The following is a 22,342-nucleotide window of genomic DNA, read 5'->3' as shown; positions in this document are numbered from 1 at the left end:
CGTGCACGGAGACGTGGACGTACGTATTCCTCCCGCGAACGCGCCGCCGCGTTGCCCCGGGCCCGGACGGGGGCGTAGGTTCGGCTCGATGAGCGCAGGCGCAGGGACGACGCTGCAGGACTGGGGGCAGCTCGTCACGTTCCGGCCGCGCACCGTCCTGCGCCCGACGAGCATCGGCGAGCTGAAGCGGATGCTCCAGCAGCTCCACCAGGAGGGTCGCACCGTCCGCGTCCCGGGGAGCCTGCACTCGTGCTCGGAGATCGTCGTCTCCGACACGCTGCTCGACACCTCGCAGCTCCCCAAGGCGATCGACTTCGAGCCCGGTGACCGGGCCGTCGTCGCGACCGCCAACGTCACGCTCCACGACTTCCTCGCCGCGCTCGGCGCGCGCGGGCGCTCGGTCACCGCGACGGGCGGGACCGACCACCAGACGCTCGCCGGGCTCATCTCCACCGGGACCGCGCCGGCCAGCTCCAGGCACGCGCTCTACGACCTGCTCGACTGGGTCGATCTCGTCACGGTCGACCCGGCGACGGGCGCCGCGGCGGAGCGGCGGATCGGCCGGGACGACCCCGACTTCGCGGCGGTCGTCTGCTCGCTCGGGCTGCTCGGCGTGCTCGTCCGCGTGCGGTTCCGGCTCGTCGACGAGCGCCACTTCGCGGTCGTGATGAAGAAGGTGGAGCTCGACGAGGTCCTCAACGACCTCGACGCGACCTCCGCCACGTACGACTTCTGGCGCATCAACTGGCTGCCGCGCAGCGAGCAGGCGCTGCTGTGGGCCGCGAAGGAGATCCCGGCCGCCAAGTCGGCCCCGGACGGCGACTACGACGAGGACGACGCCGAGCAGGTGCTCGACTTCGTGTTCGGCGCGCTCGACCTGCTGGGCGACACCGGGCCGCTCCTGAGCGACCTGATCGACGGGCTCTACAAGGGGATGGCGCTGCTCTACAAGCCGCGCCGCTTCACCGGGCCGCTGCGCAACATGCTCCCCGTCGACCGCCGCGCGCCGCTGCACGTCGCGATGGCCGAGTGGAGCTTCCGCCCGTCGGACCTGCACACCGTGCTCGGCGAGTGCCAGCAGCACTTCGACGCGCACGGCTGGCCGAACATCCCGACCGAGATCGAGCTCACGCGCACCGACGGCGCGCTGATGTCGGCGTGGAACTGGCCGGGGCTCGACTACGTCGTGAAGCTCAACTTCATGTACCTCACCGAGGTCTGCAGCAAGCCGGGCGAGAAGGAGCAGCTCGTCGCGCACCTGCGCGGGCTGTGGGACCACCTCATCGCGTCGGGGATCGACTTCAAGGCGCACTGGGGCAAGGTCAACTTCATCGACCCGGCGTTCGTGGCCCGCAACCACGAGATCGCCGCGTTCCGCCCGCTCGTCTCGCCGCTCTTCGTCAACCGGTACCTCGCGGAGCGCCTCGGCCTGTGAGCGGCGCCACCGCGCCCTCCCCCGGGCTCACCGACATCCACGCGCACCCGGCGATGAACGCGTTCCTGTGGGACCGCGACCTGCGCCGCCACTACGGGACGAAGGGCGGGACGTTCAACCCGCTCGCGTCGCTGAGCGACTTCAAGATGCTCGAGCGCGGCGGGGTGCGCGTGCTGTGGTCGTCGCTGCACGTCCCTGAGAAGGAGTTCCTGCGCATCCTGCCGATCCGCGCGCTGGCGCTGACCACGCACGGCGGCCGCATGCTCCTCCAGGAGAACGCGTGGCAGTGCCTGCTGGCGATGATGGCCGAGATGGAGCGGCAGGTCGCCCGCGCCGGCGAGCGCTTCGTGATCGTCAAGTCCAACGCGGAGCTGGACCGGGCGGTCGCGGCGGGGCGGTGCGCGATCCTCCACACCGTCGAGGGCGGGCACGTGCTCGGCGCGGGCCTGGAGCGCGACGACCTCGACGGGCGCCTGCAGCGGCTGGAGATGCTGGCCGACCGCGGGGTCGCGTCGCTGACCATCGCGCACCTCTTCCCCAACGACGTCGCGGGACACGCGGAAGCGATCCCGAAGAGCCTCTTCAGCGGGCTGCTCCCGAAGACGCACGTCGACCTCGACCGCGGCCTGACCGCCGTCGGCCGCGCGGTCGTCTCTCGCATGGTCGAGCTGGGCATGATCGTCGACGTCGCGCACTGCACACCCGTTGCTCGGCGCGACGTGTACGCGCTGGTCGCGGGCCGCGCGCCGATCGTCGCCACGCACGTCGGGATGCGGTCGCTCAACCCCGGCGAGGCGTACGACCTCGACGAGGCCGACGTGCGGGAGATCGCCGACTCGGGCGGCGTCGTCGGGGTGATCTTCATGCCCTACTGGCTCTCCGCCGACCACCCGAAGAACGGCCTCGACGCGATCTGGCGCACGCTGCAGCAGGCGAACGCGTGGAGCGGCGGCGCGTGGCAGCACGTCGCGCTCGGCACGGACTTCGACGGCTTCACGGACCCGCCAGACGACGTCCAGGGCGCGGCGGAGCTCCCGCGCGTGCGGGAGCTCCTTGAGCGCAACGGCCTGTCCGGCGCGGAGGTCGACGCGGTGCTGGGCGGCAACGCGCGCCGGGTCCTCCGCGCCGCCTGGCGCTAGCTCGTCTTCGTCAGGACCGCGTTGTCGATCCGCCCGAAGTCGGTCGCGCTCCCGCCGGCCCAGGAGTCGATCCCCAGCCGGTAGGTGTCCGCGGTCGTGACCGTGAAGCTGATCGTGTGCGTCTGCCAGCTCGTGTTGGTGAAGCTCGTGCTCGCCATCACGGTCGTGCCCGTCGCGCGGATCGCGAACAGGCGCGCCGAGTCGCCGCTCGACTGGGTCGCCGCGCTGAACGTGTACGTCCCCGGCGTCAGCCAGACGCCCTGGTAGATGCCGCCGTACGCCGACTGGTAGCGGATCTCGCCGTAGCGGCCGCCCGGCTGCCCGACCGCGGCGCTCTGCGCGCCTGCCTGGCCCTCGACCGACCAGAACGACTCGCCGACCTCGTAGCTGAACGCGTTCAGCCCGTCGAAGTTCGAGTTGTAGAGCTCGTTCGTGGCCCGGCCGAAGTTGTAGACCGCGTCGTTGTCGGTCTTCAGCTCGGCGGTCGCCATCCCGTTCAGGCCGTTGCTCAGCGCCCCGTTGGACCCGGGCGTGATCGCCAGCGTGTTGTTGAGGAAGGTGAGGTTCTTGCTCGGCGTCTTCTGGTTCAGCGTCGGGTGGTAGATGTCGTTGTTCAGCGCGGCGACGGGGTACGTCGCGGTGAACGAGTTGTCGTGGACGTTGACGTGCGAGATCTCGACCTGCGACTGGTCGGTCGCCGCCGCGGTCCAGTTGATGAACAGGAAGCCGTGCGAGCCGTTCGTCGCGATGTTGTTCACGACGTTCTCGTAGACGTGGATGTTGCGTGACCGGCGCGGCGTGTCGGAGTTCCACCAGGCGCTGCGACGCGGGTCGTCGTAGCTCGCCCAGACGTAGATCCCGTCGTCCTTGGTCGTCAGGTCGTTGTCGTGGACGCTGATGTCGGACGAGTTCATGATCGAGATGCCGTCGGAGTTCAGGGTCGCCGGCGCCGTCGTCGTGACGTGGTGGATCTCGCCGCGGTCGGTGTTGCGGACCGTGATGTTGTAGGCCGACGCGCCGGTGATCGTGACGTTCGCGATCACGTAGTCGGTGACCTCGTGGAAGCCGATCCCGTGGACGTTGATCGTGTTCTCGTCCGCGCCGTTGCGGGTGAGCTCGATGGTCCCTGCGCCGGTCACCGCGACGTCGCTCGCGTCGCCCGCGTAGATCAGCGGGTAGTTCTGGTCGAGGTACGTGATGAACGGGACGGTGCTGCCGGGGATCACGCGCCCGCGGGTCGGCGTGTTGGCGTAGTCGGCCAGCGTCTGGCTCTGCTTCAGCGTCGCGCCGCTGTTGAGGTTGAGCGTCACGCCCGACTTCAGGATCAGGTTGCCGGTGAGGTAGGTGTAGGTCCCCGGCAGGTTGACCGTGCCGCCGCCGGCGGCGTTGACGGCGTCGATCGCGCTCTGGATCGCGGCGCGGTCGTTGGTGGTGCCGTTGCCGGTGGCGTTGTAGGGCGCGTTGCGGACGTTGACGTCGAGCGCGAACGCCGGCGACGCGCTCACCGCGAGCGCGGCCACCGCGACGGCGAGGAGCGCGACCGCCCTTCGGACAGGGGCGATCGACAGGGCTGACAGACCTGCAGGCATGGCGGTACTCCTGTGGGTATGGGATCTACACGCCCAGGACGCGAGGCCGTTCGACCACCGGGTCGGCGACCGGGACGGCGTCCATGAGCGCACGGGTGTACTCGTGCTGCGGTGCGTCGAAGAGCCGCTCGCGCGGCCCGGATTCCACGATCCGGCCGTGCTGCATGACGGCCACGGACTGCGCCATGTAGCGGACCACGGCCAGGTCGTGGGAGATGAAGAGGTAGGTGAGCCCCAGCTCGTCCTGCAGGCGGCGCAGGAGGTTGAGGATCTGCGCGCGGATCGACACGTCGAGCGCCGACACCGCCTCGTCGAGGACGACCAGCTCGGGCTCCAGCGCGAGCGCGCGGCCGATCGCGACGCGCTGCGCCTGGCCGCCGGAGAGCTGGTCGGGGCGGCGGTCGCCGTGGGCGGTGGAGAGCCCGACGAGCTCGAGCAGCTCCGCCGCGCGGGCGCGCCGCGAGGCCCGGTCGCCGATGCCGTGCGCGGCCAGCGGCGCCTGGAGGATCTGCGTGACGGTCTGGCTGCGGTTGAGCGAGCCGTGCGGGTCCTGGAAGACGACCTGCATCCGCCGCCGCAGCTTGCGCAGCGCCTCGCCGCGCAGCGCCCGCACGTCCGTGCCGGCGAACCGGATGTCGCCGCCGTCGGCGTCGATCATCCGCAGCAGGCAGCGGGCGCTCGTCGACTTGCCCGAGCCCGACTCACCGACGAGCCCGAACGTCTCGCCCGCGGGGATGGCGAAGGAGACGTCGTCGACGACGCGCGCGGCGCCGTAGGTCTTGACGAGGCCGGTGACCTCGACGAGGGGATCAGACACCGTGCGGGACCTCCTGCGGAGCGGCGGCGCGGTCGGGGGCGAAGTGGCAGGCGGCAAGAGCCGGCCCCGCAGGTAGCAGCGCCGGCCGCTCCACGCGGCAGACGTCCTGCGCACGCGGGCAGCGCGGGTGGAACGAGCAGCCCGGCGGCAGCTGGCCGGCGATCGGCGGCTGGCCGGGGATCGTCGGGATCGGCCGGTCGAGCGGCGCGGTCAGGTCGACCGCCGCGCCGAGCAGCGCCTCCGAGTACGGGTGGCGCGGGCGCACGTACAGCTCGGAGACGCTCGTGCGCTCCACGAGCCGTCCGCCGTACATCACCGCGACGTCGTCGCAGAAGCCCGCGGCGACGCCGAGGTCGTGGGTGATGAGCACCATCGCCACCTTGCGCTCCTCGGAGATCCGCACGAGCAGCTCGACGATCCGCCGCTGCGTCGTGACGTCGAGCGCGGTGGTCGGCTCGTCGCAGAGCAGCACCTCCGGCTCGGCGCTCAGCGCCATGGCGATCATGACGCGCTGGCGCATGCCGCCCGACAGCTCGTGCGGGTACGCGTCGACCTTCACCTGCGGGTCGCGGATGCCCACGTCGGCGAGCAGCTCGATCGCCCGGGCGCGGGCCTGCGCCTTGGGCTGCGGCGTGTGGAGCCGGATCGCCTCGACGATCTGGTCCCCGACCCGGTGGAGCGGGTTGAGCGACGCCATCGGGTCCTGGTAGATCATCGCGATCCGCCCGCCGCGCACGCGGTCGAGCTCGCGCCGCTTGAGCCCGCGCAGGTCGGTGTCGCCGAGCAGCACCGCGCCGGCGGTGATCGCCAGCGGCCGCCGCAGCAGGCCCATGACCGCGAGCGCGGTCATCGTCTTGCCGCTCCCCGACTCCCCCACGAGCCCGAGCCGGCGGCCCGGGGCGAGGTCGAACGCGACGTCGCGGACGATCGGGACGTCACCCGCGCAGACCGTCAGGTCGCGGACGCTCAGGGCGTTGTCGCTCATGCCCGCCCCCGATGCGCGCCCTGGCCGAGCTGGTCGGCGATGACGTTGAGCATCCAGATCGTCAGCAGGATCGCCAGCCCCGGGAAGATCGCGTAGCCGGGCCGCTGGTAGAGGAAGGCGTAGCCCTGCTGGAGCAGCGTCCCCCACGAGGCGTCGGGCGGCTGCACGCCGAGGCCGATGAAGCTCAAGGACGCCTCCAGGATCATCGCCCCGGCCGCGTTGATCGCCGCCTGCACCGCGAGCGAGCCGGTCGTATTGGGCAGCAGCTCGCGCACGAGCAGGCGCCGCTTCGTCGCCCCGTAGGCGATCGCGGCGGCGTAGTAGTCGCGGCTCATCTCCCCCAGGGCCGCGCTCCGGGCCTGCCGGGCGGTCGACGGCGCGAGCAGCACGCCGATCACCAGCGCGAGGCTCAGGAGCGACGCGCCGAACGCCGAGATGCAGACGAGCGCGAAGAGCAGCTGCGGGATCGCCATGAACGCGTCCGCGGTGCGCATCAGCGCCTCGTCGACGATCCCCCGGCGCATCGCGGCGACGAAGCCCCACGTCGTGCCGAGCAGGAACGCGACGAGCACCGCGCCGCCGCTCACCAGCAGCGTCAGCCGGCCGCCGTGCAGTACGCGGCTGAAGAGGTCGCGGCCGAGGTCGTCGGTGCCGAGCAGGTGGGACGCGCTGACGCCGGCGAACGCGTTCGCGGGGTCCTGCTCGTTCGGGTCGGCCACGATGAGCGGGCCGATCACGCACAGCGCGACGAGCAGGACGAGCACGCCGCCGGCGAGGGCCAGCGCCCCCGGGTGGCGGGCCCGGCGCACGCGGGCGCGCAGGCCGGCGGACGGCGCGAGCGCGACGTGCGCCTCGGTGGACGTCGCCGCCATCTCAGCTCTCCGCACGCGGCATCCGCAGCCGCGGGTCGAGGAACCGGGACAGCAGGTCGACCACGAGCGTCGTCAGCACGACGCCGGCGCACAGGAGCAGGACGACGCTCTGCAGCACCGCGTAGTCGCGCTTGAGGGCCGACTCGACCGAGAGCGAGCCGAGCCCGGGCAGGCCGAACACGTACTCGACGAGCACCGCGCCGCCCAGCGTGTAGCCGAAGATCAGCCCGACCGCGGTCAGCGCCGGCAGCAGCGCGTTGCGCAGCGCGTGCCGGAGCACGACCTTCTCGCGCGGCACGCCCTTGCCCTCCGCCGTGCGGACGTACGGCGCGGCGAGCGCAAGCACCAGCTCCGCCCGCAGGTACCGCAGGATGAGCGGCGCGGCGACCGTCGCCACGGTCACCGTCGGCAGCACCATGTGGCGCAGGTTCTCGACGGGGTCGTCGACGAACGGGACGTACCCGCGCGCGGGCAGCCAGCCGAGCTCGACGCTGAAGAGGATGAGCAGGAAGATCGCCGCCACGAACGGCGGGAACGCCATCCCGAGCGACGAGAGCGCGGAGATCGCGTTGTCGAGCCGACCGCGCGGGCGCAGCGCCCCGGCGATCGCGAGCGGCAGCGACACGAGCGTCGCCACCAGGACGGCGAGGAACGTCAGCTCGAGCGTCGGGACGATCCGCCGGCCGACGAGCGTGCGCACCTCGAACTGGCTGAAGTAGGACGTCCCGAGGTCGCCCCGCAGGACGCCGCCGAGCCAGCTGAAGTACTGCGCCGGGATCGACTTGTCGAGCCCCAGCTCGGCGCGGGCGCGCGCGATCGTCTCCTCCGAGACGCCCTGCGTCGCGCCCAGCCGCGTCAGCACCGGGTCGCCGGGCAGCGCGCGCAGCACGGCGAACACGATGACCGACGTGGCGACGAGCATCAGGACGCTCGTCGCCACACGGGTGACCAGGTACCGGGTCACGTCACTCCGCGGCGAGCCCGGCGCTCTCGAGGTGCGGGGTGCCGGAGGCCTCGACCCACAGGCCGACGACCGACTTCTTCGTCGCGGTGGCGACGGCATTCTGGACCGGGACGTAGATCGGCACCTCCTTGTTGATCTGCTCCTGGGCCTTGTGCCAGAGCGCCTTGCGCGCCGCCTCGTCGCTGGTCGCGAGCGCCTCCTCGAACGTCTTCTCGAACTCCGCGCTCTCCCAGTTGCACTCGCAGCGGCCATCGCGCAGGAAGCCGAGCTGGAAGGACGGGTCAGCGCTGAAGGACTGGAAGTTCGGGACGACGAGCCCCGGGAACTTCTTGCCCGCCGGGTAGAACTTGGCCGGCCAGCTGGACAGCTCGTTGTTCTTGATCTCCATCGTCACGCCGATCTTCTTCAGGCTCGCCTGGAGGATCTGCGCGCTGGTGTTCCACTCCGGGTACTGGCCGGCGACGCCCCACCAGGTGAACTTCTTGACGCCGGCGGCCTCGAACAGCTCCTTGGCCTTGTCGAGGTCGTAGCTGTAGTCGGTGAGCTGGCCGCCGAACCACGGCGAGTTCTCCGCCAGCGGCGTGTTGGTCTTGGAGACCGTGCCCTGGCCGTAGTACGCGGCCTTCAGGATCGCCTCGCGGTCGATCGCGTAGGCCAGCCCCTGGCGGGCGCGGACGTCGTCGAACGGCGGCGACTTCATGTCGACCTCCCACGAGACGTACTGGCCGGTCACCTCGGGCTTCACGACGGTCAGGTCGCCCTGCTGCTCGAGCTGCGGGATGTCGGACGACGGGACCGACCACAGCGCGTCGAGGTCGCCGGAGCGCAGCGAGGTGACCGCGGACGTGGAGTCGGAGGCCTTGACCATCCGGATCTCGTCGAGCGCCGGCTTGTCGCCGAAGTGCTCGTCGTTGCGGACGAGCGTGACGTGGTCGTCCGGGACGAACTCCTTGACCTTGTACGGGCCGGTGACGGCCGGGGCCTTGTCGATCGTCTTCAGCGACTTGGTGTCGACGATCTTCACCGGGACGAGCACCTCGGGGAGGAGCGCGTTCGGCTCCGACAGCGTGATCTCGACCTGGTTGGATCCCTTCGCCGCGACCTTCTTGACCGGCTCGAGCGCCGTCTTCTGCTGCGTTGCGGTGTCCGGGTCCTGGTAGTACTCGAAGTTGTCGACGATGACCTGCGGCGTGACCGCGGTGCCGTTGCTGAACTTCACGCCGTCGCGCAGCGTGAACGTCCAGGTCTTGTTGTCCTCCGACGCCTCCCATTCGGTGGCCAGGTCGGGGGCGACCTTGCCGGCCTTGTCGATCTTCGTCAGCCCGTCCCAGAGCAGCGGGTACAGCGCCTCCTCCCAGGCGGTGCCCTTGATGACCGGGTTGAGCTGCGGGATGCCCGAGGCGGCCCCGATGGTCAGCGTCCCGCCCTGCGCCGGCGCGGCGGCCTGCTCGGTGCCGGTGCCGCCCGCGGCGGGGGTCCCGGCGGCGCTGTCGGTGTTGGACGAGTCGCCCCCGCAGGCGACCAGCGTGGCCGCCGCGATGAGGGGAAGGGGAACGGCCAAGAGGCGCTTCATGCGCGGGCTCCTTGGGTGTCTGGGGTCACTGCAGCTCCAGCCCGTGGGTGGAGAGGTCCTCGCAGCCGCCGGCGGTCACGTGGACCACGTGCTCGAGGCGGATGCCGAAGTCGTCGGCGTACAGCGCGGGCTCGAGGGCGATGACCATCCCCTCGCGCAGCACCGTCGGGTCTCCCGGCACGAGGCGCGGGGCCTCGTGGTAGGAGCTGCCGATCCCATGACCCGTGTGATGGGGGTAGTCGAGGCCCGCCCGGACGGCGGCGTCGACGTCGCCCGCGACCGCGCCCGGCCGCACGCGCTCCATCGCACGCTCCAGCGCGTCCCGCACCTGCCGGTACGCGCTGCGTGCCGCGGCCGGCGGCTCGCCGACCGCGAGGGTGGCGCAGGAGTCGCCCCACGTGCCCGCGACGCGCGGGGCCAGGTCGCAGAGGACCAGCTCGCCGGGCGCGAGGGCCCGGGCCGACGGCGCGCCGCCCATCCCGGCCGTGCGCGGGCCGCTGACCAGGTCCGCCAGGACGGGGACGCGGGCGCCGGCGGCGGCCTCCATCGCGGCACGCACGGCGCCGAACAGCTCGATCTCGGTGGTGCCGGGCCCGAGCGCGGCGCGGGCCGCGGCCTGGCCGGCGTCGGCGACCGCGAGCGCGGCGCGGATCGCCGCGAGCGCCTGGGCGTCCTTGACCGCCTGCGTGTCACGGAGCGCCCCCGCGACGTCGACCGCCGCCGCGCCGGACGCCGCCGCGACGAGGCCGCGCGCGGCCAGGCCGTCGACCGCGACACGGCGGCGGCCGACGAGCGCGACCTCCGCCCACTCCACCGCGTGGCGCGGGCCGAGCAGCGGGCCGGTGGTGAAGCCCTCGTACACGCGCAGCTCCATGCCGTCGGGGGCCTGCGCGGGCGCGTCGTCGGCGCTGATGATCAGCAGCGCGGGCGCGCTCGGGGCGAGCACGACGGCGGGCGACGGCGCGAACGGGCTGGGGCCGGGCTCGACGTCGGCGGCGACGCCGGTGAGCCAGTGGACCGTGGCGGGGTCGGCGGCGAGCAGCGCGTCGGCGCCGGCGGACGCCGCGATCTCGAGCGCGAGGCCATGGCGGTCAGGCAGGCTCACGGCAGCACCGAGGCGGTCGGGATGCGGCGCTCGCGCAGGCACGGGCGGAAGACCTCCGCGTACGGGGCGACGAGCCGGGCGCCGGTGGCGCGGTCGGCGTCGCCGACGAGGTCGGCGTAGTCGACGCCCCGCAGCTCGCGCATGACGTCCATCTGGCTGGCGTGCAGGCGCAGGATGCGCGCCTTCTCCGCCGCCTGCTCCTCGCTCAGCACGACGAAGTGCGTGCCGTCGAACGCGTAGCCGGGGCCGGGCGACATGTGGAAGATCGCGGGCGCGTGCGGGAGCGCGGGGCTCGCGGTGTGGACGGACGCGATCTCGCTCAGCAGCGCGGCGTGGAGCGTCACGCGCGCGGTGACGACGTGGTCCTCGTTGTAGTCGTCGGTGAAGTGGGTGAACACGAGCTCGGCCCCGCTCTTGCGCAGCGCCTCGATGAGGTCGCGCCGCAGCGCCTCGTCGTCGAGCAGGAAGCCGTCGGGGCGGCCGAGGCAGACGTAGTCCGCGTCCAGCTCGGCGGCGACGGCGCGCATCTCCCGGTCGCGGGTCGCAGCGACCGCGGCGAGCGGCTTGTCCGAGTCCCACGACGCGCCCTTGTCGCCGTTGGTCAGGGCGATGAACGTGACGTGCGCGCCGCGCTCCTCGCGCAGGCGCAGCAGCGTGCCGAGGCAGCCCTGCTCGTCGTCCTGGTGGGCGATGACGACCGCGACGTTCACGCCTGGCCTCCGCTGCGCAGCTCGGTCATGGCCAGCGACATCCCGCCGTCGACCCGGAGCGCGGTGCCGGTGACGTACTCGGCGGCGTCCGAGACGAGGTAGGCGACCGCGCCGGCGACGTCGTCGGGGCGCCCGAGCCGGCCCCACGGCATCCGCGTGCCGGCCGCGCGCAGCTGCTCCTCGGTGTAGAACGCGCGCTCGCCGGGCGTGTCGATCCAGCCCGGCTCCACCAGGTTGACGGCGATCCGGTGCGGGAGCAGATCGCGGGCGAGCGAGCGGGCGAGCCCGAGCAGCGCCGCCTCGGCGGTGTTGTACGCGGCGACGCCGGGGAAGGCGAGCGTGCCGTGGAGCGAGCCGACGAGCACGATCCGGCCGCCTTCGCCGTGGTCGATCATCTGCCGTGCGGCCGGCTGGGCGAGGGCGAGCGCCGCCCCGGCCGTGCCCGCGACGCTGCGCGCGAGGTCGTCGCCGCTGACGTCGAGGGCGCCGCCGTGGTGCTCGTGGGAGACCGTGCCGACCGCGATGCCGACCGGGCCGAGCGTGCCGCGCACGCGCTCCACCGCCGCCTCCATCGCGGCCGCGTCGCTCGCGTCGGCCTGCAGGGTCAGGCGCGCGCCCTCGACGGGGCCCGGGGCGAGGTCGATCGCGGCGACGTCGTGCCCGGCCGTGGCGAGCGTGCGGACGATCGCGCTCCCGATGCCGCCCGCTCCGCCGGTGACGACCGCGACGCTCATGCCACGCGGTACCGGTCGATGACGGCGGGGTCGACCTCGACGCCCAGGCCCGGCCCGGTGGGGACCGTGACGCGCCCGCCGGCGAGGTCGAGGTCGAGCGGCGCCAGCTCCTCGACGAGCGGGACGCTGGACGCGTTGACCTCGACGAACGGCTCGTCGGGCAGCCACGCCGCGGCCTGCAGCGTCGCCGCGGTCAGCAGGTGCGACGACCACGCGTGCGGGACGACGAGCACGTCGCGGCGCCGGGCCAGCTCGACGATCTGCTGGAGCGCGGTGAAGCCGCCGCAGCGCGACAGGTCGGGCTGGACGACGGAGACGCCGGGCTCGGCCAGCAGCTCCTCGAACTCGCTGATGCCGCCGAGCTGCTCGCCGGTGGCGATGCGCAGCGACGTCGCGCGGCCGAGCGCCTGCAGGGCGCCGGGCCGGTCGGCGGGGAGCGGCTCCTCCACCCAGAATGGGCTCAGCGGCTCCAGCGCGCGGACCGTCTCCGTGACCGCGGCGCGATCGCCGTGGAGGTGGCCGTCGACCATGATCGCGACGTCGTCGCCGGCTTCGTCGCGCGCGGCGGCGAGCAGCGCGCGGTCGCGCTTGGGGTCCGCGCCCCACGGGCCCCAGCCGAACTTGATCGCGGTGAAGCCTTGCGCGGTGTACGTGCGGACCGCCTCGCGCATCGCCTCGGGCGTGTCGCGGAAGAGCGTCGACGCGTAGGCGCGGACGCTGTCGCGCCGGCGCCCGCCGAGGAGCGCGGCGATCGGCTGCCCGGCCGCGCGGGCAGCGATGTCCCAGAGCGCGATGTCGATGCCGCTCATCGCGTGGATCACCGGACCGCGGCGCCCGTGGTAGTAGGCGGCGGCGTACATGCGCTCCCACGCGGTCTGCCGGTCCCACGCGTCGAGCCCGACGACGGCGTCCTTCAGGCCAGCGCAGAAGTCGGGGATGTGCGGGTGCGCCTCGACGATCGCCTTGACGACCCACGGGTGCGAGTCGACGTCGGCGTGGCCGGTGATGCCGGCATCGGTCGACACGCGGATGACCGTCTGGTGGCGCGGGCCGGCCAGCTCCCCGCCGGGCGCGGGCTGGCCGTACTCGACGCCGCTGTCGAGGATCAGGACCTCGACGTCGGTGACGGTGAGCGCGCTCACGCGAGCCCCAGCAGGTCGAAGGTGTCGCGCTCGAGCAGGTCCTCGATCACGTCGTCCGGCACGCGCGGGAGCGCGGTGCCCTCGGTGAAGCGGTTGACGTCGCGCAGCCCGGCGATGGAGCCGTCGAGCTCCACGAACGGCCAGTCGGTCCCGAACAGCAGCTTGTGCGCGACGCCGTACTCCAGCGCCCCGATGAGCGCGTTGTAGAGCTTCCAGGGCCGCGGGTGCAGCGCGCTGACGTCGGAGAAGACGTTCGGGTGCTTGCGGATCACGACGAGCGTGTCGTCGATCCACGGATGCCCGAGGTGGGCGATCACGATCTTCAGCTCGGGGAAGCGGATCGCGACCTGGTCGATCTGCAGCGGCAGCGCGTAGCGCAGCTCCGCCGTGCGCACGAACGTCGTGCCCTGGTGCCACATGATCGGCAGCCGCAGGTCCTGCGCCGCCTCGTAGACCGCCATCGACGCGTCGCTCAGCGGGTCGAAGCCCTGGTACGTCGGGGCGAGCTTGAGCCCCTTCAGGCCGAGCGCGACGCCGCGCTCGAGCTTCTCCACCGCGCCCGGCACCGACGGGTCGACGCTCGCGAACCCGACGAGCTTCTCCGGGTGCCCGCCGACGTCCTCGGCCACGTACTCGTTCGGCACGTCGAAGCCGATGCGCGGCGCGGCGAACGCCAGCACGATCGCCTTGTCGACCGGGGCGACGGCCTCCCAGTGCTCCTCCAGGGAGCGGATCGGGTTGGCCGCCGGGCCCCACGCCCGCACCATGTCGGACACGAACTCCGCGCTGAAGTGGCGCTCGTCGCCGACGTGGGTGTGGCAGTCGATCATCAGGCGACCGCCCCGGTGGCCACGCGCGCCTCGGCGGCGGCGCGACCCAGCTCGAACGCCTGGCGCAGCTGCGCGCGACGGGCGGGATCGACGGGCTGCAGCGGGCTGTGGAGCTCGTCGCTGGCGAAGATGCCGAGGTCGGCGAGCAGCGTCTTCGTGGTCGCGATCTCGTCGCCGATGCCGAACGCGTGCAGGAAGGGCACGACCTCGCGGCTGAGGATCTCCAGGGCGCCCGGGAGGTCGCCGCGCTGGCGCAGCTCCCACACGGCGGCGAACGACGCGGGCAGCACCGCCGGGGCGATCACCATCGCGCCGTCGATGTCCGCGGCGAGGAACTGCGAGAGGATCGCGTCGTCGCCGGCGAAGACGTTGAGCCCCGCCGCCTTCCAGAGCGGGATCTTGGCCAGGTCGTGGTCGGTGAGCTTGGCGGCGGTCAGGCGCTCCAGCCGGCTCGCCCACTCGATCACCCAGTGGGCCTGCACCTTCGTCTTCGTCGTGACCGGGTTGTCGTAGAAGACGAGGTCGATGTCGATCGCGGCGTCGATGGCGGCGAGGTGCGCCTCGATGCCCCGCGGGTCGTTGTGGAAGTAGAACGGCGCGCAGACCAGCACGCCGTGGGCGCCGTGGGCCTGGGCGTGGCGCGCGAGGTCGGCGCTCACCTGCGCGCTCGTGTGGGAGCAGCCGACGACGACGGTCTTGCCCGGCGGCGTCAGGGCCATCGCCTGCTCGACCACCGCGCGCCGCTCGTCGTCGGTGAGCGACGGCGCCTCCCCGGTGCTGCCCGACAGGGTGAAGCCGTCGACGTCGGCGAGGAAGTGGTCGAGCAGCCTGGCGAAGCTCTCGCGGTCGAACGTCCCGTCCCGGAAGGGGGTCGGGATGACGGGCAGCACTCCGCTAACGGGCATGGATGTCCTTCGGGGTCCGGGTGAGCATCAGGAGGGCCTCGGCGGCCTTCGCGGCGACGCCCTCGGCGTCGGGGGCCGCGAGCGAGCCGGCGAACGCGACGGCGACGGCGCCGGCGGCGAGGTAGTCGGGGGCGTTGGCGGCATCGATGCCGCCGGTCGGGATCAGGCGGGCGCCGGGGTACGGGCCGAGCAGGTCGTCCACGTACTCGGGACCCATGCGGGCGGCGGGGAAGAGCTTGAGCAGCGGCGCGCCGGCGTCGAGCGCCTGGCCGACCTCGGTCGGCGTCAGGACGCCGGGGAGATGGAGCACGTCCCGCTCCTGCGCGAACGCGACCACGTCGAGGGCGAGGTCCGGCGCGACGAGGAACTTCGCGCCGGCGGCGAGGGCGCGCTCGGCCTCGGCGACGGTGCGGACCGTGCCGGCGCCGAGGGTCAGCTCGTCGCCGAACTCCGCGACGCAGCGCGTGAAGGTCTCCATCCCGTTCGGCGGCGAGAGGCTCAGCTCGGCCATCTTCACGCCGGCGGTGACGAGCCCCGTGAACGTCTCGTGGGCGACGCGCGGATCGGCCGTCCGGACGATCGCCAGCAGGCGCTCGCGCTCGAGCAGGCCGACGGCGTCCCGGGCGGTCATCGCAGCACCGTCCGCGTGGTGGGGCGCAGCGCGGCGCGCAGCTCCTCGGCGGTGGTCTGCGCGAGGTCGCCCGCCACGGTCGCCTTGAGCGCGGCGAGCGTCGCCGCGGCGCGCAGCGCCTCCTCCAGCCCGGCCCCCTCGCCCAGGCCCCACAGGAGGCCGGCGGTGAAGGCGTCGCCCATGCCGAAGCGGTCGACGACGGTCGCCGGGACCGCCTCCTGCTCGTACGCCGCGCCGTGCGCGTCGAGCGCGATGCCCCCGTCGGCGCCGCGCGTGAGGACGACGTGGCGGGCCTGCGGCGCCCACGTCGCGCGGAGGCCGTGGAGCACCTGGTGCGGGTCGCCCTCCAGCTCGAGCACGGTGCGGGCGTCGGCCTCGGAGCAGACGACGGTCTCGGCCTGCGACAGGAGGGGGTGCAGGCCGAGACGAGCCGTCGGTGCGTCCCACAGGAGCGCACGGTGGTTGACGTCGACGGAGACCGCGATGTCGCGCTCGGCGGCCTGCGCCAGGACGTCCTCCACGAGCCCGGGCGCCGCGACCGCGGCGGTGATCCCGGTGAGGTGCAGGCGGCGGGCGCCGGCGAGGGCGCCCTGCGGCAGCTTGGTGAGACGGGTGAACGCGGAGGCGGCGCGGTCGTAGGTGACCTGCGCGGGGCGCGGCGCGACGCCGGTGTCGGAGAAGAAGAGGCCGAGGCGCTCGGTCTCGGGCGCCCACTCGATCGCGTCGACCAGGACGCCGGCGGCGGCCAGGCGGGCGGCGACGCGGCGGCCGAGCGCGTGGTCGGGGAGGCGGCTGATCCAGCGCGCCCGCACGCCGAGCTGCGACAGCGCGGCGGCGACGTTCGCCTCCGCCCCGGCGACGTGGACGTCGAGCGCGGGGGCGTCGGCCAGCCGCGCGCCCGCCGGCGTGGCCAGCCGCAGGAGCGCCTCGCCGACAGTGACGACGTCCGCCACCGGCCGGTCCGACCCACGCAGCTCCTCAACCGCGCTCAATTCGATATCTCGAATCGTCATTCGAGATGTAGAATATGGGACTGCGTGTCCCTGTCAAGGGTGCACGACGAAACGGCCCGCGGGTAGGCGGGCGAGCGACGGAGGGACCGTGAGCCCGGGTGGGCCCCGCGACGAGTGCTAGTCGCCGGCGGCGGCGACCGGGGCGGCGTGCCCCAGCTCGGCCGAGATCGACGCGGCGGCGTCGACGACGAGCGGCGCGGCGGGGATGGCGTCGCCCGGGAAGAGGTCGCGCGAGAACCCGGTGATGCCGACGCTGCCGATCACGTGGCCGTCCTGGCCGAAGACCGGCGCGGCGATGCAGCCGACGCCGTCGGTCTCGTCGCCGTCCTCGACCGCGAACCCGCGGGCGCGCACCGTCTCGAGCGTCGCGGCGAGCGGCGTGCCGGCGCCGGCGCTGAGCGCCGCCCGCTCCTCCTCCGGCAGCCACGCGACGATCGCGCGGCCGAGCGCCGTCAGCTCGTACGGGCTCAGCTTGCCCGGGTACGTCGCGAACTGGATGAACGACTCGGCGGCCGCCTTCTCCAGGTACATCACGTCGTCGCCGACCATCACGCCGAGGTGCGCGGGGATGCCGAGCGCGTCCGACAGCCGCTGCAGGTGCGGCCGCGCGACGTCGCGGATGCCGAACCGCTCGATCAGCTTCGAGCCGAGGTGGTAGATCGCGAGCGTCGGCTCCCAGTACTGGCTCCGCCCCTCGGTCCGCCGCGTCACGTACCCGGCGTCCGCGAGCGTGTGCACGATCGCGTGGGCGCTCGCGGTGGGGATCCCCGTGCGTGCGGCGAGGTCGCTGAGCGTCAGCCCGTCCCGCTCGTGCACCAGGAGCTCGAGCACCTGGAGCGCGCGCTTGACGGCGGGCACGGGTGGCATCCCGCGAAGCATAGGACCAGGGAACACCCCAGGCTCCGGCCTGGCGCGCCGCGTGGCGTGCGGACCGCGTCACTCGTCGTCGAACGTCACCTCGAACCAGCACGGGCCCTCGAGGTGCTCCCCCAGAACTGCCAGGCACGGTTCGTAGGAGCCGGTGACGTCCAGCTCCATCACCGGCTCGACCCATCGTCGGGATGGAGCAGGAACGCGTCGAGCCCGTAGACCTCCACGCCTGCCGCCTGCGCCTCGTGCACCAGGCGGACCGCGTCGCCGGGCCGAAGCAGCAGGATGCCGGCCCGCTGGACGCCGACCGCTGCGAAGCGCGACGCGAGCCGCTGACCGGCCTCCGACATCGCCGGATCATCGCAGGCTCGACCCGCGGCCTCACGGCCGGCAAGCCCGAGCCGCGGCGCAAGAACGACGAAGGCCCCGCGGTGGGCGGGGCCTTCATGAGGTGGAGACGGCGGGAATTGAACCCGCGTCCGCAGTCGCGTAAAGGATGGCTTCTACGAGCGTAGCCAGTGCTCTGTGTCTCGCTCCCCCATCGCTTCACTGGCGAGGTCCGGGGGAGCCAGCCTCCTGAGGTGTTCCCCGGTCAGCGGAGGCGGACCTTCCGGGGTGAGCCCGCATTCTGATACCGCACATCCCGGCGGCGGGCGGGCCGGGGGCGGCACCTCAACCTACGTAGTGGTTAATGACTACGCGGCGAGGGCGTACTCGTGAGAGTCCGCACGTATGGTTTTCCGGCGGTTTTACGAGGCCATGCCGGAACCTCGACTCGCGACCATCCCCACGAACAACCACGTCGAAGCCTGTCGTCCCCGGGGATGTGACTACGCGAGCCATTCTAGCTCGCGAACACGTGTTTGTGCGACCCCGCCAAGGCTCCCATCGTCCGGCCGACGCCGACGGTGGGAGGAACAGCCGTGCTCCATGCACCTAAGGCTCCCAGCGCGCCGACGAGCAGGGACGTTGGGAGGGTCAGCGGCGCGGCGCGGCGCTCAGTAGCGCTCGGAGACCGCCCGCTGGAGGTCGCGCTTCATCTCGCGCTCCTTGATCGACTGGCGCTTGTCGAAGCGGTCCTTGCCGCGCGCCATCGCGACCTCGACCTTCGCCCGCCCCTCCTTGGAGAAGTAGATCCGGGTGGGGACGATCGTGAGGCCCTTCTCGTTCATCGACGCGACGATCTTGTCGATCTCGCGGCGGTTGAGGAGAAGCTTGCGGTCGCGCTCGGGCGGGTGGTTGTCGCGGGCGGCCGGCTTGTACGGCGGGATGTGGAGGTTGAGCAGCCAGAGCTCGCCGTCGCGGATGGTCGCGTACGAGTCCTTCATCTGGGCGCCGCTCTCGCGCAGGGCCTTCACCTCGGTGCCGCGCAGCACCATCCCGGCCTCGTACTTGTCGAGCAGCTCGAACCGGTACGCCGCCTGGCGGTTGCTCGCGACGTCGCCGGGCGCCGCCTTCTTCTTGCCCCTCTTCGCCATCGAACCCTTCAATCTATTGGCATGACCACCCCGCACCCCACCCTCGCCGACCTGCAGCAGCAGGAGCAGGAGCTCGTGTTCACCCGCTTCGACGAGCACGACGCCTGGGCGCTGGGCAAGCGGCTGCGCAAGGTGGCGGCCGAGCGGGAGCTCCCGGTCGCGATCAACATCCGCCGCAACGGGCACCAGCTCTTCCACGCCGCGCTGCCGGGGAGCGCGCCCGACAACGACGCGTGGATCGAGCGGAAGGTCCGCGTCGTGACCCGCTACGGCAAGTCGAGCCTGCGCGTCGGCGAGGAGGCCCGGCAGAAGGGGACGACGTTCGAGGACTCGAGCCGCCTCGACCCGGACCTGTACGCCGCGCACGGCGGCGCGTTCCCGATCCGCATCAAGGACGTCGGCGTCGTCGGCGTCGTGACCGTCTCAGGCCTGCCCCAGCGCGAGGACCACGCGCTCGTGGTCGAGGTGCTCGCCGCCTTCCTCGAAGCTCAGACCGCGGCCGGGTAGAGGTCGACCCGCCCGCGCGGCGCGTCGATCCGCCCCACCGTCACGCGGACCGGGTCGCCGAGGCGGATGCGCTTGCCCGACTCGGTCCCGATCAGCTGCACGCCGAGCTCGTCGAGCTGCCACCAGTCGCCACGCAGGCGCCGCACCGGCAGCATCCCGGTGAACCCGTCGCCGAACGACACGAACGCGCCCGACGAGATCAGCGACACGATCTCGCCCGCGAACTCGCGGTCGCCCGCGGCTCCGCGCCCGTCCTCGAAGAGCATCCGCTCCAGCAGGAACGCCCGCGCGACGTCGTCGGCGTCGCGCTCGATCACCGCCGCGTCGCGCTCGCGGCCCGACGTCCACTCGCCCGCCTCCAGCAGCCGCGAACGCGGGTACGGCTCCTCCCCCGCGCCGACCGCGCTGAGCAGCCCGCGGTGGCAGACGATGTCCGGGTAGCGGCGGATCGGGGACGTGAAGTGGCAGTACCGCGGCGAGCCGAGCCCGGCGTGGCCGAGGTTCTTCGGCGAGTACCAGGCCTGCTTGAGCGTCCGCAGCACGAGCGTCGACAGCCCCGCGCGGCCGACGCCGTCGCGGCGCGCGACCTCCGCCTCGACCGCCCGCGAGAGCTCCACCGCCGCCTCGGCCGCGGCGTCCGGCGACAGCACGTCCGAGACCGCCGGGCCGGGGATCCCCAGCGCGTCGAGCTGCCGCGCCAAGTGCACGACCGCCTCGGGCCGCGGCTTCTCGTGCACGCGGAAGAGCGCCGGCACCTTGCCGTCCTCCAGCACGCCCGCGACCTGCTCGTTGGCCGCGATCATCAGGTGCTCGATCAGCCGGTGCGACTCGGTCTGCACGACCGGCCGCACCTGCTCGACGTGGCCGCGCCGGTCGAAGACGAACTCGGGCTCGGCGCTGTCGACCGCGATCGCCTGGGGCGCACGCGCCGACCCCAGCGCCGCCGCCGCGGCCCGCGCCGCCGCCAACGGCGCCTCGATCGACGGCTCCGACACCGTCCCCACGCCCGCGAAGATCCGGTCGACCTGGTCGTAGTCGAGCCGCTCGTCGGAGCGGATGCGCGAGCGGTAGAAGCTCGACCGCACCACCCGCGTCCCGCGCACCTCCATCTCGACGGTGACCGCGAGCCGCTCGACGCCCGGCCGCAGCGAGCACGCGCCGTTCGACAGCGCCTCGGGGAGCATCGGCTCGACCCGGCCGGGGACGTAGACGCTGGTGGCGCGCCGGTACGCCTCGCGGTCCACCAGCGAGTCGGCCGGGACGAACGCGGTCACGTCCGCGATGTGGACCCACACGCGCCAGGCGTCCTCACCGAGCGTCTCCGCCGAGATCGCGTCGTCGAAGTCCTTCGCGCTGACCGGGTCGATGGTGAAGGTGGGGAGCGCCGTGAGGTCGCGCCGCCCCTTGCCCGTCCGGCCGCCGCCCTCGGCCGCCGCCCGCGCCTCACGCTCGACCGCCGGGTCGAACCGCCGCCGCAGCCCGCGGTGGAGCATCAGCGCCTCGAGCACGTCGCTCGCGTTGTCGGCCGTCCCGATGAGCTTGAGGAGCTTCGCGTGCGCCCCGCGGCCTGCGCCGGTCGTGCGCACGTACGCGATCGCGCCCTCGCGCAGGCGCTTGTCGCGCTCCAGCAGCACCCGCCCGCCCGGCTCCAGGAACGGCTCGCCCATCCACGCCTTCCCGCGCCGGGAGAGCTGCACGACGAGCGGCGCCCCCACGTTGTGGCGCGGGCCCCGCGACTGCCGTCCGTGTTCGCGCGGGCTCACGGAGACGCGGCGAGCGCCTTGACCGCGGCGTCCACGCCCTCGTCGACCTTCGGCGTCGACTCCTTGTCCTGCGCCCGCACGTTCGGCGTCAGCCCCGAGCCGGGGTCGGTCCCGCGCCCGCCCAGGTTGCGCCCGGACGGGAGGAAGTACTGGCCGACGGTGATGTCGAGCGCGCCGCCGTTGTCGAGCTCGACGACCTCCTGGAAGACGCCCTTGCCGTACGTCCGCGTGCCGACGAGCCGCGCGCGCCCGGTGTCCTGCAGCGCGCCCGCGACGATCTCCGAGGCCGACGCCGTGCCCTGGTCGACCAGCACGACCATGGGCGTGTCGGGCGCCACCGGCTTGCCGGTCGCGCGGTAGACGCGCTCGGGCACCGAGCGGCCCTCGGTCGTGACGATCTCGCCGTCCTTGATGAACGCCGACGCGATCAGGCGCGCCTCGTCCACGAGGCCGCCGCCGTTGCCGCGCAGGTCGAACACGATGCCGTCGGCGCCGTCCTTCAGCGCCTTGCGGACCGCGGCGTACACCTCCGCGTGGGCGCCCGAGCTGAACGTCGCCAGCCGGATGACCGCGTACTCCTTGCCGCCCCGCCGCTCCGTCTCGGTGGCGACGACGGGGATCGAGACCTCGGCGCGCGTCAGCTCCACGGTGCGTTGCTTCCCGTCGCGCTCGTAGGTCAGCCGCACCTTCGTGCCCGGCTCGCCCTTGATCTTCGCCGAGCCGAACTCCGCGGTCTTGCCGGCGAGCTTGACGTCGTCGGCCTGAACGATGACGTCGTCGACCTTCAGGCCGCCCTTCTTCGCCGGCGAGCCGTCGTAGACGTGCGTGACGAGCAGGCCCTTCTTGACCGCCTGCACGTTCATGCCGACGCCGCTGAACCGGGCGTCGCTCTGCTCGCGGAACTCGCGGTACTCCTTGGGGTCGAAGTACGCGGAGAAGCGGTCGTCCAGGCCGGAGACCATGCCGCGGATCGACTCGTCGGCCAGCTCGCTCTTGGGGATCTCGCGGTAGTAGTCGCGCTCGATCCGCGCCATCGCGTCGTCGACGACCTGCTGCTCGTCGCTGCGGACGACGTCGCGGAGGGGATCGGGCAGCCAGGCGCTGTGCCCGCCCAGCCACATCCCGAGGAACAGGGCGCCGAGCAGGCCCAGCAGGGCGGCGAAGGGTGCTCTCATAGACGCAGGGCACGATAGGCGTCCGGCCTCAACGGCGGGTCAAGCAACGACTGACGCGTGTTCACCGGACGATCACCGGACGCTCACGTGTCCATCACCCGGCGC

At 72.9% G+C, this 22,342-nt stretch carries 22 protein-coding genes and 1 other RNA gene; 3 read left to right on the top strand and 20 right to left on the bottom strand.

Annotation, left to right across the window (positions count from 1 at the left end; all coding sequences use genetic code 11):
• Nucleotides 1-88: 88 nt before the first annotated feature.
• Both AC1UE5_RS00290 and AC1UE5_RS00285 read left to right on the top strand, forming a co-directional pair.
• The gene (locus AC1UE5_RS00290) at nt 89-1,435 is read left to right on the top strand and encodes an FAD-binding protein (protein ID WP_482920059.1); all 1,347 of its coding nucleotides are present in this window, start codon (nt 89-91) and stop codon (nt 1,433-1,435) included.
• A complete protein-coding gene (locus tag AC1UE5_RS00285; RefSeq protein ID WP_482920058.1) occupies nt 1,432-2,574 on the top strand; it encodes a dipeptidase in 1,143 nt (380 codons plus the stop codon). The genes AC1UE5_RS00290 and AC1UE5_RS00285 overlap by 4 nt, the downstream gene beginning before the upstream one ends.
• On the opposite strand, the gene AC1UE5_RS00280 is transcribed toward AC1UE5_RS00285, so the two are convergent.
• From AC1UE5_RS00280 to smpB, 18 genes are all read right to left on the bottom strand, one after another.
• A complete protein-coding gene (locus tag AC1UE5_RS00280; protein ID WP_482920057.1) occupies nt 2,571-4,163 on the bottom strand; it encodes a glycosyl hydrolase family 28 protein in 1,593 nt (530 codons plus the stop codon). The genes AC1UE5_RS00285 and AC1UE5_RS00280 overlap by 4 nt on opposite strands.
• A gap of 25 nt (nt 4,164-4,188) precedes the next feature.
• The gene (locus AC1UE5_RS00275) at nt 4,189-4,980 is read right to left on the bottom strand and encodes an ATP-binding cassette domain-containing protein (protein ID WP_482920056.1); all 792 of its coding nucleotides are present in this window, start codon (nt 4,978-4,980) and stop codon (nt 4,189-4,191) included.
• A complete protein-coding gene (locus AC1UE5_RS00270; protein WP_482920055.1) occupies nt 4,973-5,965 on the bottom strand; it encodes an ABC transporter ATP-binding protein in 993 nt (330 codons plus the stop codon). The genes AC1UE5_RS00275 and AC1UE5_RS00270 overlap by 8 nt, the downstream gene beginning before the upstream one ends.
• Nucleotides 5,962-6,837 (bottom strand): ABC transporter permease, encoded by an 876-nt coding sequence (locus tag AC1UE5_RS00265; protein WP_482920054.1) that lies wholly within the window; start codon nt 6,835-6,837, stop codon nt 5,962-5,964. Before AC1UE5_RS00265 ends, AC1UE5_RS00270 begins: the two co-directional genes overlap by 4 nt.
• A gap of 1 nt (nt 6,838) precedes the next feature.
• Entirely contained in the window at nt 6,839-7,801 is a 963-nt protein-coding gene (locus AC1UE5_RS00260; RefSeq protein ID WP_482920053.1) for an ABC transporter permease, read from the bottom strand.
• A gap of 1 nt (nt 7,802) precedes the next feature.
• Nucleotides 7,803-9,374 carry an ABC transporter substrate-binding protein gene (locus AC1UE5_RS00255; protein ID WP_482920052.1) on the bottom strand — a complete coding sequence of 524 codons (1,572 nt, stop codon included), beginning with the start codon at nt 9,372-9,374 and terminating at the stop codon, nt 7,803-7,805.
• A 25-nt stretch (nt 9,375-9,399) separates the two neighbouring features.
• On the bottom strand, nt 9,400-10,479 hold the full coding sequence (locus AC1UE5_RS00250; RefSeq protein ID WP_482920051.1) for a M24 family metallopeptidase: 1,080 nt from the start codon (nt 10,477-10,479) through the stop codon (nt 9,400-9,402).
• Nucleotides 10,476-11,189 carry a PIG-L deacetylase family protein gene (locus AC1UE5_RS00245; RefSeq protein ID WP_482920050.1) on the bottom strand — a complete coding sequence of 238 codons (714 nt, stop codon included), beginning with the start codon at nt 11,187-11,189 and terminating at the stop codon, nt 10,476-10,478. Before AC1UE5_RS00245 ends, AC1UE5_RS00250 begins: the two co-directional genes overlap by 4 nt.
• The gene (locus AC1UE5_RS00240) at nt 11,186-11,923 is read right to left on the bottom strand and encodes an SDR family NAD(P)-dependent oxidoreductase (protein WP_482920049.1); all 738 of its coding nucleotides are present in this window, start codon (nt 11,921-11,923) and stop codon (nt 11,186-11,188) included. The genes AC1UE5_RS00245 and AC1UE5_RS00240 overlap by 4 nt, the downstream gene beginning before the upstream one ends.
• A complete protein-coding gene (locus tag AC1UE5_RS00235; RefSeq protein WP_482920048.1) occupies nt 11,920-13,065 on the bottom strand; it encodes a mandelate racemase/muconate lactonizing enzyme family protein in 1,146 nt (381 codons plus the stop codon). Before AC1UE5_RS00235 ends, AC1UE5_RS00240 begins: the two co-directional genes overlap by 4 nt.
• The gene (locus tag AC1UE5_RS00230) at nt 13,062-13,895 is read right to left on the bottom strand and encodes an amidohydrolase family protein (RefSeq protein WP_482920047.1); all 834 of its coding nucleotides are present in this window, start codon (nt 13,893-13,895) and stop codon (nt 13,062-13,064) included. Before AC1UE5_RS00230 ends, AC1UE5_RS00235 begins: the two co-directional genes overlap by 4 nt.
• Nucleotides 13,895-14,800: a dihydrodipicolinate synthase family protein gene (locus AC1UE5_RS00225; RefSeq protein ID WP_482920046.1), complete on the bottom strand. Its 906-nt coding sequence runs from the start codon at nt 14,798-14,800 to the stop codon at nt 13,895-13,897. The genes AC1UE5_RS00230 and AC1UE5_RS00225 overlap by 1 nt, the downstream gene beginning before the upstream one ends.
• Nucleotides 14,790-15,431 carry a bifunctional 4-hydroxy-2-oxoglutarate aldolase/2-dehydro-3-deoxy-phosphogluconate aldolase gene (locus tag AC1UE5_RS00220; protein ID WP_482920045.1) on the bottom strand — a complete coding sequence of 214 codons (642 nt, stop codon included), beginning with the start codon at nt 15,429-15,431 and terminating at the stop codon, nt 14,790-14,792. Before AC1UE5_RS00220 ends, AC1UE5_RS00225 begins: the two co-directional genes overlap by 11 nt.
• Nucleotides 15,428-16,423, bottom strand: a complete 996-nt coding sequence (locus AC1UE5_RS00215) for a PfkB family carbohydrate kinase (RefSeq protein ID WP_482920044.1) — start codon at nt 16,421-16,423, stop codon at nt 15,428-15,430. Before AC1UE5_RS00215 ends, AC1UE5_RS00220 begins: the two co-directional genes overlap by 4 nt.
• A gap of 138 nt (nt 16,424-16,561) precedes the next feature.
• On the bottom strand, nt 16,562-17,311 hold the full coding sequence (locus tag AC1UE5_RS00210; protein WP_482920043.1) for an IclR family transcriptional regulator: 750 nt from the start codon (nt 17,309-17,311) through the stop codon (nt 16,562-16,564).
• A gap of 170 nt (nt 17,312-17,481) precedes the next feature.
• Nucleotides 17,482-17,664: a hypothetical protein gene (locus tag AC1UE5_RS00205; RefSeq protein WP_482920042.1), complete on the bottom strand. Its 183-nt coding sequence runs from the start codon at nt 17,662-17,664 to the stop codon at nt 17,482-17,484.
• Nucleotides 17,665-17,763: 99 nt separating this feature from the next.
• Nucleotides 17,764-18,134, bottom strand: a transfer-messenger RNA (tmRNA) gene (gene ssrA / locus AC1UE5_RS00200).
• 178 nt (nt 18,135-18,312) lie between these two features.
• Complete coding sequence (smpB, locus tag AC1UE5_RS00195) at nt 18,313-18,792, bottom strand: SsrA-binding protein SmpB (RefSeq protein WP_482920041.1); 480 nt, start codon at nt 18,790-18,792, stop codon at nt 18,313-18,315.
• A gap of 21 nt (nt 18,793-18,813) precedes the next feature.
• On the opposite strand from smpB, the gene AC1UE5_RS00190 reads away from it, so the two are divergent.
• Nucleotides 18,814-19,299 (top strand): heme-degrading domain-containing protein, encoded by a 486-nt coding sequence (locus AC1UE5_RS00190; protein ID WP_482920040.1) that lies wholly within the window; start codon nt 18,814-18,816, stop codon nt 19,297-19,299.
• On the opposite strand, the gene AC1UE5_RS00185 is transcribed toward AC1UE5_RS00190, so the two are convergent.
• The gene (locus AC1UE5_RS00185) at nt 19,281-21,062 is read right to left on the bottom strand and encodes an RNB domain-containing ribonuclease (protein ID WP_482920039.1); all 1,782 of its coding nucleotides are present in this window, start codon (nt 21,060-21,062) and stop codon (nt 19,281-19,283) included. The two genes, AC1UE5_RS00190 and AC1UE5_RS00185, sit on opposite strands and share 19 nt — an antisense overlap.
• A complete protein-coding gene (locus AC1UE5_RS00180; protein WP_482920038.1) occupies nt 21,059-22,237 on the bottom strand; it encodes a S41 family peptidase in 1,179 nt (392 codons plus the stop codon). The genes AC1UE5_RS00185 and AC1UE5_RS00180 overlap by 4 nt, the downstream gene beginning before the upstream one ends.
• Between the last annotated feature and the right edge of the window lie 105 nt (nt 22,238-22,342).

Source organism: Parviterribacter multiflagellatus, assembly GCF_056863265.1.
This window is presented reverse-complemented; position numbering and strand designations above follow the sequence as displayed.